Source organism: Cohnella terricola (assembly GCF_007786475.1).
Taxonomy (GTDB): domain Bacteria; phylum Bacillota; class Bacilli; order Paenibacillales; family Paenibacillaceae; genus Cohnella; species Cohnella terricola.
This window is the reverse complement of the sequence record NZ_VNJJ01000012.1, coordinates 91858-104699: the sequence shown is the minus strand read 5'-3', so window position 1 is coordinate 104699 and position 12842 is coordinate 91858. Positions and strand designations below refer to the sequence as shown.

The 12842-nt window shown below is 48.6% G+C and carries 7 protein-coding genes and 1 pseudogene; 6 read left to right on the top strand and 2 right to left on the bottom strand.

The window, feature by feature from the left end; all coding sequences use genetic code 11:
* Positions 1-17 precede the first annotated feature (17 nt).
* Complete coding sequence (locus tag FPZ45_RS18785; RefSeq protein WP_144705311.1) at positions 18-2636, top strand: KAP family P-loop NTPase fold protein; 2619 nt, start codon at positions 18-20, stop codon at positions 2634-2636.
* Between the two features lie 60 nt (positions 2637-2696).
* On the opposite strand, the pseudogene FPZ45_RS18780 reads toward FPZ45_RS18785, so the two are convergent.
* Positions 2697-3148, bottom strand: a pseudogene (locus tag FPZ45_RS18780) (DUF444 family protein); the annotation flags it as partial.
* A 289-nt stretch (positions 3149-3437) separates the two neighbouring features.
* Here FPZ45_RS18780 and FPZ45_RS18775 point away from each other — a divergent pair.
* Positions 3438-5105, top strand: a complete 1668-nt coding sequence (locus FPZ45_RS18775) for a stalk domain-containing protein (RefSeq protein WP_144705309.1) — start codon at positions 3438-3440, stop codon at positions 5103-5105.
* A gap of 177 nt (positions 5106-5282) precedes the next feature.
* Here FPZ45_RS18775 and yhbH read toward each other — a convergent pair whose 3' ends face one another.
* Complete coding sequence (yhbH, locus tag FPZ45_RS18770; protein ID WP_144705307.1) at positions 5283-6428, bottom strand: sporulation protein YhbH; 1146 nt, start codon at positions 6426-6428, stop codon at positions 5283-5285.
* A 310-nt stretch (positions 6429-6738) separates the two neighbouring features.
* Here yhbH and FPZ45_RS18765 point away from each other — a divergent pair, with 310 nt between their 5' ends.
* The 4 genes from FPZ45_RS18765 to FPZ45_RS18750 all read left to right on the top strand — a co-directional run bounded on the left by FPZ45_RS18765 (position 6739) and on the right by FPZ45_RS18750 (position 12822).
* Complete coding sequence (locus FPZ45_RS18765; protein ID WP_144705305.1) at positions 6739-7350, top strand: DUF2239 family protein; 612 nt, start codon at positions 6739-6741, stop codon at positions 7348-7350.
* 76 nt (positions 7351-7426) lie between these two features.
* On the top strand, positions 7427-8317 hold the full coding sequence (locus tag FPZ45_RS18760; protein ID WP_144705303.1) for an alpha/beta fold hydrolase: 891 nt from the start codon (positions 7427-7429) through the stop codon (positions 8315-8317).
* Positions 8318-8563: 246 nt separating this feature from the next.
* The gene (locus tag FPZ45_RS18755) at positions 8564-9730 is read left to right on the top strand and encodes an exonuclease SbcCD subunit D (RefSeq protein WP_144705301.1); all 1167 of its coding nucleotides are present in this window, start codon (positions 8564-8566) and stop codon (positions 9728-9730) included.
* Positions 9727-12822 carry an AAA family ATPase gene (locus tag FPZ45_RS18750; protein ID WP_144705299.1) on the top strand — a complete coding sequence of 1032 codons (3096 nt, stop codon included), beginning with the start codon at positions 9727-9729 and terminating at the stop codon, positions 12820-12822. Before FPZ45_RS18755 ends, FPZ45_RS18750 begins: the two co-directional genes overlap by 4 nt.
* Positions 12823-12842: the final 20 nt, after the last annotated feature.

Here is a 12842-nt window from a genome sequence, read left to right as displayed (position 1 = left end):
TTTTTGGAGGAAATTTCATGAGTTGGAGAAAACATAAAAAGCGGATTCGTCTTAAGGAATGGATCGTATTTCTCATTCTTGCTATCTTCTCTTATTCTTTTGTACTGATATTAAGGATAACCGCCGAACCGATCCTGCAAAGCAATCCAGACAATTTCGGGAAGCAATTGGCCGTTTTATTCTTTGTTTGTATCTCTATTTTTGTTTGGATTTTGAGATATAAGCAGGCACCCGCAAGCGGATTGTTGAAACCGCTTCACAAAATCGCATTTCCGGCAGTAACTCTTGGAATCGTGATCGATTATGTTGTTAACGATCAAAATAAACTGGCAGCCGGCGGCTTCTGGTCTTTGCTGTACGATGCGACCGTATTTTTGTGCGTATGTTTACTCATTCCTCCCCAATCTCGGAGAACGAAAGATAGTAACAAAGATACGGCGAGTAACGATCATTTTCCTTCCGAAATCGATATGTTTTACTCCAAACCGTCTCTGGGTATCGACGGCGTCGATGAATTGAACCGGAACGGCTTTGCCGCTCACCTGGCTTCGATCTTAAACGATCGTATGAAACAGCCTTCGAGCAATTCGTTGACAATCGGGTTATATGGTCCTTGGGGCTCCGGAAAATCGTCCGTATTCGATCTGATGGAATCCTCTCATCTTGATGCGGATAAGATTATTCGATTCCATCCTTGGTATTTGGGCAAGGATTTGAATAATATTGTTCCGGAATTCATGAAGTTGCTGATTCAAAAGGTCCAAGGGAAAAATAGAGATAACAAAGAATTGCTTAAGCAATTATCAGATTATACGAAATACCTTATGCCCGTAAGCATACGTCCGCCGGGTTTAATCTATAACTTCAAGGATTTCATGAGCGAGCCGGAATACTCCAAGGATTACGCAGACGCAAGCAAATTGAAAAAAAGAATCGTCGATTTGCTGGAAAACAATCCGTTCCCGCTGATTGTCTTCATTGACGATCTTGACAGGTTGGACAACAAAGAGATCCAAATGGTCTTTAAACTCGTGCGCATGATCGCGGATTTCCCGAACATCGTTTATGTCATAGCCATGGACGAGGAAATCGTCGCCAAGTCGTTGTCGCAATTGTATTCGAAAGATTTCGATATAAAAACGGGGCTGAAGTATATCGAAAAGTTCATTCAAGTTCCGATCTACTTACCGCGAGTGGACCCGGAATTGCTGCTAGGACTCCTGGTGAGTCGGATGAAATCCATTCTCCGATCCAATGACATTGTCGTAAGCGATACGTATTTCATGGAGTTGATGACGCAATTCAACTTTACTCCGAGAAACGTGGAACGTTTGCTGAACCTCCTTCAAGTTCATCTGCCGTTGCTTAAAGAAGAGGTCTACCCAGAGGATCTGATCGCATTGATGGCGATCAAGATTGATAATCCCGAATTGTTCGTGTTCATCTATGAAAATTCAAATCTATTTCTTGGGATGTTGAACAAAAAGGGACTTGAGGATAAGAAAGGATTTGCGAACGGAATTTTGGAACGGAATTTCCAGGCTTATATCCCATGGCTGGAATCATTGTTCCCGAAACTGGGCGAATCCAAAGTCGATGATGGTTTGATGAGCGGTAACAAACGTATTTGTTCTCCGGAGCATTTTCAGACGTATTTTATGTACTCCGTGCCTTTAAGCAAGATTTCGCAAAAAATGCTAAATGCTTTTTACAATATATTAATTGAAGACGATTTGGAACTTATTCGGGAAACCTATATGGAGATGACGGTTTCTTCGAATTTAAGTGAAGTCAATACGAAGCTAGGATGGTATTCTGTCTATCATAAAAATATCGAATCGAACATCAGACTTTTGAAGTTTCTTTTCGATTTTTTCGATCCGATGCAGGGAACTCATCAATCTGTTGGAGATCTGCGAGAAACGCTGATGCGGAGCTTGATCGCCGATGATCGACGAGTTGATCTCGTAAAGCTGATTGGAGAACAAGAAAATCATCAATTGTTCTATGCCGCCGAAGCATACCGGATAAGCGATAGCGGCTCGAAATGCAAGAGCGAACTCCTGGATATCGTTAATTCAAGGTTCGATTTCTTCATCTTGGGCAAATATGGGCCCAAAGATGCCAGTATGATTTTTAATGTTTGGTTAAACGTAGATGAGCATAATCATCCCGGTCAGGTTAGAAAAACGGTGGCTGAATGGGTGCGGAAGCATGATGTGTGGCAGATCTTCGACTACTTCTATTCCGAAATCGATTTCAAAAATGCAGAATCTTTACACATTTTTGTTTTTTACTCCAAAATATTAAAATTTATTCCTGCGGACGCCATTGAACGAGACGTAAATGCTTTCGGAAAAATTGAAAGCAAAAACGAACTAAAGAAATTACTTAGTTCGGATGTTCAGGCGATGAAAGCATGTCTATCTTTTGGACATACTATGAGTTACGATTATGCCGCCGAACGACTTTATGACATGGAATCCGATAGCGATGCAGATTGGAACCCTAAGTTAATCTCGGCTATCGAATGGCTTTGCACGTACGGCGATCAAACGAAGACAGTAGAATTGAAGGAAAGATGGAGCCGATACAAAGAATCGCGGAATAAAGAGTTGTCGATAGTAAACGAATAAACGAAGAAAGCGATTGTTGGCCGGTGGAGAATGGCGACGATCGCTTTACTTTGCAGGGATTTAGACCGCATTTTCCCTTTTCCGGAAAAACGTCTTCAGAGCGTTATAAATTTCACTCTTCTCCTTAATCACATAATAAAGGAACTGCTGATGCTCAAGGTGTTTGTACGCCGATATCAGGGTGCTGCTGCGGTTACTGGTTTACTTCCCCGTATCCGAATATGTTCGAGCGCTCCAGCAATTCCTTGATCAGCCGGACGCATCGTTCGTTGTCGCTCGTTAGATTGTCTCCGTCCGAGAAGTCGAACGGATAAATGTTGTACAGCGATGGCGGATAGCGACTGTCGATAATTTCCAGCGCTTTTACGTAAGCGGACGAGCAGATCGTGCCGCCGCTCGCTCCCCGGGTGAAGAATTCCTCTTACCTCTTTCGCTTCCGTATGGTGCGCAATGAAGACGATGTCGACTTCCTAGTATTGTCGCCTCAAGAAACGGGACATCCAGCAGAAAAACAGCCATTTACTCTTGGTAGGATCCTCATATTTTCTGTCGCAAATGATTAAATTAAGATTGTTTATTGACCACTCGAAAGGGTGGTTTTTGTTTGGGAATTGAGTAAGTATTTGTCGGAATTTAGGTGAGAGTGGTATGGTTAGTGTATAAATTGTACTGTTTTTTTCTTCTAAAATATTCGATGGGCTTATAAGGAGGGCAGAAGTAGTTAGATACACCCATTTCCAGATTAAAGAACTTAGCATTTACGAAAAATATAAATTTGCACTAGAAGGAGTTGGATATATCGTGAGAAAATTGATCTCGTTAGTAATCGTTATGATTTGCTTCTGTATTCCATTGACTGTTAACGCAGCGGATAAGCCGATTCAAGTGGAGATTGATGGGAAAAAGATTCAATTTGATGTAGACCCAATCATAACGCAAGGAACAACGCTGATTCAGTTCAGACCCATATTTGAAGAATTAGGCTTATCAATTGGCTGGGATCAAAAGACTAAAACTGTAACTGGCATCAAAGATGGATTAACGATTAAGCTTACAATTGGCGATAAAGTTGCTTATGTAAACGATAAAAAGCAAAATCTTACTGTGGCACCGAGTACTATCCAAGGCAATACCTTCGTCCCTCTTAGGTTTGTTGGAGAAGCTACGGGTAGAAGTGTAACGCATAAGGATAACGTTATAGCGATTAGCGATAGTAGTATTTATACAAAAAGCAGTCCGAATTATATAGGAGAATTGAAAGATGGTAAAGCAGATGGTCAAGGTAAAATTATAAATTCTAATAACAAACTTATTTATGAGGGTGAATTTAAGAACGGTAAAAAAGAGGGTAAAGGAATCTGGTATCGTCTAGATGATAAGTATGAAGGCACTTTTAAGGATAACTGGCCTAATGGACAATTTGTCATAAACTATTATGTACCTGAATATAAGAACGGGGATTCGTTCCTCTCTAAGTCCGTTTACCCTATCCGGTATGAAGGAGGACTTAAAGAGTTAAAATTTGATGGTAAAGGGACTACTTTCTATGATGATGGTCACAAAGTAGTCGCTAACTATAATAACGGTTTGTTAGACGGGGAACGTATTAGTTACAATTCTGAGGGTCAAATCACGCACGATTCGTACTATGTAAATGGTAAGTTATCTGGAGTATCTAGGAGCTATAATGATGGAGTACTCTCGATCCAAACTGAATATGTAGATGATAAGGAAACAGGGATATACACTCAATATGACAAAGATGGTAGTATAGCACTCCAAGTTGAGAAAAAAGATGGCGTTGTTGTAAGGGATATTGTTACACCTACATCCAAATATAAAAACAATACATCAACACCAAGCACATCAACAGCAAGCACATCAACACCAAGCACATCAATACCAAATACATCAACACCAAGCACACATGATCAAGAAAAAAATGGTTATGATAAAGAGTATTACAGTAATGGGAAACTAAGATATGAGGGGTATTGGTACAGAAACAAATACGACGGTACAGGGAAATTTTATGATAACAACGGGAATTTGATCTATAGTGGCAATTTTAGAAATGGGATGCCTGATGGTACGGGAACAACCTATCACGCAAATGGTAACATTCTGTATGAGGGGTATATGTATCGAGGTTTGAACGGTAATGATTTAATTATTTACGGAACAGGTAAATACTATAATCAAGACGGCTCATTATTCTACGAGGGAGAAATGAATAATAGTAAGTTTAATGGAAAAGGGAAGATATATGAAGGTAAAAATGAACTGTATCAGGAAGGGAACTTCATCGATAGCAAACTGTATGGTCAAGGCAAACAATATATGAATGGTCAACTTTACTACGAAGGGAACTTTAAGGACGGGAAATTCGATGGATATGGAAAGATGTATAGCAATGGCAGTGTGTATAGGGTAGGCAAATTTAAAGATGGGGAATACGTAGGGACTTAAACTTAAGGGAACATAAAAATAGGGTTCGAGACTATCAAGTTATTATGGAGCCTTTCATGATAAGATCCCCTTCGAGTAGACAAGTGCTAAAGAAGAGCACAACAGTCTACTCAATGGGGATTTTTCATGTTAAACAACCTTAGACCAATAGAGTACCGAACTAAGGTTGTAATTAGATTACCCCGCAAAATTCCTTTTCCGGAAAAACGTCTTCAGAGCGTTGTAAATCTCACCCTTCTCCTTAATCACGTAATAAAGGAACTGCTGATGCTCAAGGTGTTTGTAAGCCGACATCAGAGTGCTGCTGCGGTTGTACTGGTTCACTTCCCCGTATCCGAAAATGTTCGAGCGCTCCAGCAGCTCCTTGATCAGCCGGACGCACCGTTCGTTATCGCTCGTCAGATTGTCTCCGTCCGAGAAGTGGAACGGATAAATGTTGTACAGCGACGGCGGATAGCGGCTGTCGATAATCTCCAGCGCCTTCACGTAGGCGGACGAGCAGATTGTGCCGCCGCTCTCACCCCGGGTGAAGAACTCCTCCTCCGTTACTTCCTTCGCTTCCGTATGGTGCGCGATGAAGACGATGTCGACCTTCTCGTATTGCCGCCGCAGGAAGCGGGACATCCAGAAGAAGAACGATCTTGCGCAGTATTTTTCGAAGGAACCCATCGAGCCGGACGTATCCATCATTGCCAGAATGACCGCGTTGTTCTGCGGCTTCACGATTTCTTCCCACGTCTTGAACCGAAGATCGTCCGGGGATATGCCTCCGATCTCGGCGCGCCCGTCCCGGGAATTACGGCGCAGGTTCTCGAGAATCGTTCGTTTCTTGTCGATGTTGGACATGATTCCTTTGCGGCGCACATCGGTAAACCTCACGTCTTTGACTTCGATTTGCTGTTTGTCTTTTTTCTTTAGATAAGGCAACTCCAATTCCTCGAACAGCATCGTCTCCAGCTCGGCGATGGAGATTTCGGCTTCGACGACGTCTTCGCCGGGGTCGGACCCCGCGCCGTCACCTTTGCCTCCTGCCGGCGTCGGGTCGACGCCGAGCACGTCCCCGACCTGGCTGTCTCCGTCGCCTTGGCCGACGTGTTTTTTCTTGTTCGTATTGAACACGAAGCGGTATTCGTCGAGGCTGCGGATCGGAATTTTTATAATCTGGCGCCCATCGGACATGACGATATTTTCTTCGGAAACGAGATCGGGCAAGTTCTGTTTGATCGCTTCCCGGACTTTCTGTTGATGGCGGGCTTGATCTTGGTAGCCTTTGCGGTGAAGCGACCAGTCTTCCCGCGACAAAATGAACGAGGGATGATTCATGGGCAACCCCCTATCGCTTTAGATTAAAAGGATGTGTATTAATCAATATATTCAAGTCGAACCAAACGATGTGTACGGGATAAGACGTCGATGTATATTTCAGTCTAATAGTAACGGGCAGTTTTACGACAAAACACAGCATGTACAACTTAAAACAAACACTAGCCCTCAACAGCGCGGTTCCTCTTAGGCCGTGTCTTTTGCATTTTTTCCCTCCATACCGAACGATAAGATATATTTTACCCGGGTAATATTGATTTCTTAATTTTATCCGGGTATAATTGGTGAGGTGTTCAGAGAGGAGGTCAACATGAGTAATGACCTAACGCGATTTTACTACACGGCATTTTTGGGTGTGGGAGTCGTCGCCAGCGGTTCGTTACAGCACGTTGTTTCTACAGTGAAGGATACTCTGGATGACAGAGACCTCGCACAGCTGCATATATTTGACGATTCCACAGGGAAGCAAATAGATGTTGATTTTCGTGGGAAGACAGATGAAGTGCTTAAACGATTAGGAGAACCGTCTGGCGACTTGCCTGGTACGGAAATGAATCGCCAGCCTACACGGCAGGTCGGTCGACCCAAGCTGGGGGTTGTATCCGGTGAGGTTACGTTATTGCCACGGCATTGGGAATGGCTCAAGGGTCAACCTGGAGGGGCGTCGGTAACATTACGAAAACTCATTGATGAGGCTCGCCGAGCTGGAGATAAACAGAGCAATCTCCGAGAGTCACAAGAAGCAACATATAACTTTATGACAGCTATGGCCGGGAACTTCCATCAATACGAAGAAGCTCTGCGGGCACTGTATGCTGGTGATTTGGATCGGTTTTACCATTTCATCGATGACTGGGCACCTGATATCAGAAACCACATCAAAAGATTAGCCGCTAATGCATTCCCTGAAGGGAACTTATGAATGAAAGCATGCGGAGGCGTAAAAAATTAAAATAACAGAACTTCCGATACCGAATTAATTGAAGGAGAACATGATCATGAACATTCTGAAAGTCAACGGTGTTGAGTTGGCCTATGATAGTTTCGGTAACGAAAATGACGAAGCGATTATCCTAATCGCCGGGCTTGGAACCCAGATGATCCGATGGACGGTTCCGTTTTGTGAAATATTGGCATCGCGGGGCTTTCGGGTGATCCGCTTTGACAATCGCGACGTAGGTTGCTCGACACACTTTAGCCATTATCGGACGCTGGATTTTGACGCACTAGCGGCTGCTCTCATGTCGGGACAACGACCGGACATCCCTTACACTCTCGATGATATGGCAGGCGACGCTATCGGACTGCTCGACGCCCTTTCAATTGACCGGGCACATTTCGTTGGCAGGTCAATGGGCGGAATGATCGCCCAGATTGCAGCCAGTGAGTACCCTGAACGGGTGTTATCGCTCACCTCGATTATGTCCAGTTCAGGTAATCCCGACCTTCCGCAATCTCCCCCGGATGTCATGGCATTGATGACTAAACCGGCGCCGAATCCATTTGAGGATGAAGCAGGGTTTTTGGCGCACAGCCTCTCTTTTGCCAAACGCATCGCCGGCACTGGCTATCCGTTTGAAGAGGACGCTTATCGGGCGCTCATTCTGGAGGAAGTCCGGCGAGCCTACGATCCAGGCAGTATCGGACGACAAATTGCTGCGATCGCTGTCTCCGGTGACCGTCGTTCGCGGCTGGGGACCATAAAAGTACAAGCACTTGTCATTCATGGAGTGGACGACCCCCTGTTCGTCCCGGCGTGTGGAGAGGACACGGCTGCTGCCATCCCGGGCGCTGAACTAATGTTGGTTGACGGCATGGGACACGACCTGCCGCACCAACTGTACAAAGCAATCGCTGATGGCATAGAGCGAACGGCTCGTCGCAAATGACACGCGCTTCCTGAATAGCAGCTCCATTTCATCAATTAACGTGGCTTCCTAATAGAGACTCTATTTGAATGGATATGTGGAAACGATCGAATAAGCGCCGGTTTCATGATAACATCGTGAGCCGGCGCTTTTTTTTCTGATGGCGCTCAGGCACGGATTTCGAAGAGAACTCCCATTCGCCTCTCCGATAGATTAAAATAGAAGTAACCGGCTTTAGAACGGACGGATTGAAGGAGGCGTTTCGCTATGAAATTTATACATACCGCCGATTGGCATCTGGGAAAGCTCGTTCAAGGCGTATACATGACCGATGATCAGAGATACGTCTTGGAACAATTAATAGAAACGATCGAGAGAGAGCGGCCGGATGCGGTTATCATCGCCGGCGATCTGTACGATCGGGCGATTCCTCCTACGGAAGCGGTCGAACTGCTGGACGAGCTGTTCGAGAGAATCGTCATCGGCTTGAACACGCCGCTGCTTGCCGTATCGGGCAATCATGACAGCCCGGATCGTCTGTCGTTCGGCACGGCGATCATGGAAGCTAGAGGACTGCACCTGGTCGGCCAGTTGAAGCCCGTGTTTAAACCGGTCGTCGTAAAGGACGAGTTCGGAGAAGTACATTTTCATCTTGTGCCTTATGCGGATCCTGCACAGGTCCGCTACGTCTTCGGGGATGAGGAGATTCGCTCCCACGATGACGCGATGAAAGTGATCGTCGAACGGATCGGGGCCGGGATGGACCCCGCGGCTCGCCATGTGTTCGTAGGGCATGCTTTCGTAACGCCGGGCGCGAGACCGGAAGAGAATACGAGCCAATCCGAACGTCCGCTATCGATCGGGGGCGCGGAATACGTGAACGCGGATTATTTCAATCCATTTCACTACACCGCTCTCGGACATTTGCACCAGGCCCATCATGTATCCAATGAGAAAATCCGCTATTCCGGCTCTCCGCTCAAATATTCGATTTCCGAAGAAACGCATCGCAAAGGGTTTCTCGTGATCGAATTGGATGAATCAGGAAACGTGACCGTGGACAAAAGAGAGCTGAAGCCCTTGCGGGACATGCGTCGAATCGTCGCTCCGATAGAGGAAATCGAGCGCCATCCGGTTTGCGAGGATTATGTTTTCGTAACGCTGCTTAACGATAACCCGGTGCTGTTCCCGATGGAAAAAGTTCGCGCGGTTTATCCGAACGCGCTTCATGTCGAACGCAGGGCGGCGACCCCGCAAGCGATCGCGGACGAGGGAGAACCGGGAGCGGGCCAGGCAAGAAGGGAAGCCGATCCGGTCTCTCTGTTCGCTTCGTTCTATCGGGAAGTGAAGGGGATGCCGCTGTCGGAAGAGAAGCGGCAGTTGTTCTCCGAAGCCTACGCGGACGTGCTTCGCGAGGAAGGAGGGGCCGTATGAAGCCGTTAAAAATCAGCATGACCGCCTTCGGTCCGTACCGCGACACGGAGACGATCGATTTCGGCTTGCTCGGAGATCAGCGCCTGTTCGTCATTTCCGGCAATACGGGGGCGGGTAAGACGACGATCTTCGATGCGATCTGCTTCGCGCTTTACGGAAGCGCAAGCGGAGAGGACCGGTCTGAGACGCGGATGCTAAGGAGCCATTTCGCCGAGGAGGACGTACATACCGCGGTGGATTTTCATTTTGCCGCGGGCTCGCGGACTTATCGGGTTTTCCGGCAGATGGCGCATCGCCGTGGGTCGAACAAGAACGAGACGGGCGGCAAAATCGAGCTGTACGAGACGACTACGGGAACCGAGACGCCTTGCGTGGACCGGTTTACCGTGTCGGACGTGGGGGCGAAGATCGAATCGCTGCTCGGCTTGACCAGGGAACAGTTCGGTCAGATCGTCATGCTGCCGCAGGGTGAATTTCGCAAGCTTCTTACGTCCGACACGGAAAATAAAGAGGACATTTTGCGCCGCATTTTCCGTACGGGATTCTATCAGAAAATAGAAGAAAGATTTCACCGCCATAACCGCGAGCTTCAGGACGTGCTCAAACAAGCCAAGACGCTGCAAGACGTGTACGCGAAACAAGCTCAGGAAACGCTGCCTCAGCGGGAGGGGAGCTTGCTCGAGGCAACGCTGCGTCAAGAGTATAGCAGTATGATACAGGTGTCTGAAGGGCTCGAGCAGGAAATCGCTTATTACGGAGAGCGCGCAACCGATATTAACCGCGCGAAACAGTCCTTGGAAGCGAGGCAGCAAGCGCAAGAAGCGGCGCTGCGGGAGGCTCTTGCGCTTGAAGGCCGCTTCGCGCAGCTTGCGGAGAAACGGACGCAGCTCGAACAGATGGAGCTGCGGAAAGCGGAAGTCGCCGAGAGCGAGCGCCTGCTCCGGCTCGCGGAGCAAGCAGCCAGAATCGTGCCGTACGAGGAGCAGGCGCTCGCCGCGGCGAAACAATTGGAATTGAAGCGAAGCTCGAATGAGCGCAAGCTGCTCGAGTTGGCGGAGGCGGAGCGGGAGTTCGCCTCGGCCGAGGAGCGATATCGAAGCGAGGAGTCGCGCGACGCGGAGCGCAAAGAGGCCGATCGGGAGCTGGCTCGGCTCGCCGAGCTCCAGCCGATCGTGCGGACGCTCGATGAGCGCAGGCTCGAGCTCGAGCGACTGGCCGCGGAAGAGCAGTCGGCATCGGCGAGGCGCGAGTCGCTCGAGCGGCAGCTGGAAAGCCTGCGGGAAGAGAAGCGGAGTTTGGCCGAGCAGGTGAAAGAAGCGGAGACGGAAGCGGCGAAGCTTCCCGACTTGATGCAGCAGGTCGAGCGGATGCGGAATAAATACAAGCTGCTGAAGGAATTGGATGAACTGGACAAGCGGTTTGCGGAATATGCCAAACACGAAGCCGAATTGGAACGCGTTGCGTCGGGACTCAAGTCTGAGCATGATCGGATCGAATCGCTTTGGTTCGAAGGGCAAGCCGGATTGCTTGCGGCCCATCTGCATGACGGACAGCCTTGTCCGGTCTGCGGCAGTGTCCAGCATCCGGATAAAGCATCGTCCGCCGGCGGAAGCATCCCTTCGCGGGAAGAGCTGCAAGCCGCCAAAGACAGGCTGCGCCAAGCGGAAACCGAGCTGAGCGAGGCCAAAGCCCAAGCCGCCGCGGCGAATGCCGGACGAAGCGGCAAAGCCGAACCGATCGCGGAATACGGAATTACCGATGAACCTTATACGGATCAATTGTCGCACGTGGAAGCGGAGGGCAAGACGCTCCGAATCGCAACCGATCGGTCGAAGCAGCAGACCGAGGCCGTTCAGAATTACCGGCAATCGGCGGATAAGCTCGAAAGGCAGCTCGAGAAGCTTCAATCGGATCGGGAGCTGCTGCTTGCCGAGCAGCATCGGCTTTCCGTAGACCGGAATACAAAACAATCGGTCCTTGAGAATGAGCTAGGCCGTATTCCCGAGAATTTAAGATCGCCTAACGATTTGATGGCCAGAATCAACGATCAAACTTCGCGAGCGAACTTGCTGATCGCCGCTTGGCAGGAAGCGCAGCGGCAGCTTCGGACAATGCAGGCCAAGCTGGTGGAAGAGAAGACGAACGCCGTACAGACGGCCAGTCAGTTGGAGGAAGCCGCGGAGATCGGCAAGCAAGCCTCCGATCGGTTCGATGACGAGCTGTCGCGAAGCGGCTTCGGGACGATTGAAGATTACCGTTCCGCGATCATGTCCGAAGCGGACAAGAACAATCTGGTTCGACGATTGGACGAGTTCAAAGCGCGGCAGGCCGCTCTCCTGCAGCAGATCGCCGATCTGGAGAAGGAATTGGAAGGCAAGCAGCGTCCCGCTGCCGAGGCGCTGCAGGAAGCGCTGGAAGAACTGAAGCGGGAGCTGGAGCAAGTCGTCTCCGAGCTTCATTCCGTACAGCGGTACGAAGCGGAAGCGAAGCGTTTGCTTGAAGCGATTGCCAAAGCAACGGAGCAATTCCGGGAGATCGAGCAGAAGCTGGAACAAGTGTCCGATATCTATCAGATGCTGAAGGGCGATAATGTTTTGAAAATCTCCTTCGAGCGCTATATTTTGATCGAATTTCTGGAGCAAATTCTTTATGCGGCGAATGCGAGGCTAAACGATCTGTCCAACGGTCAGTTCAGGCTGGAACGCAGCGACCGGCTTGAATCGAGGGGCAAACAGAGCGGTCTGGGACTGGACGTCTACGACGCGTATACGGGACAGAATCGCGACGTCAAATCGATGTCCGGCGGCGAGAAATTCAACGCTTCGTTATGTCTTGCGCTCGGGATGACCGACGTCATCCAATCCTATCAAGGCGGCGTCTCCATCGAGATGATGTTTATCGACGAAGGCTTCGGCTCTCTCGACGAAGATTCGCTGAACAAGGCGATCGCGACGTTGATCGATCTGCAGCGGGCGGGACGCATGATCGGCGTCATCTCCCACGTACAGGAGCTGAAGATGGCGTTCCCGGCCGCGCTCGAAGTCAGCAAAACGAAGGAAGGTCACAGCCGCACCAAATTTATCGTGAAATAACGGAAGTTGGGGTTATCTCC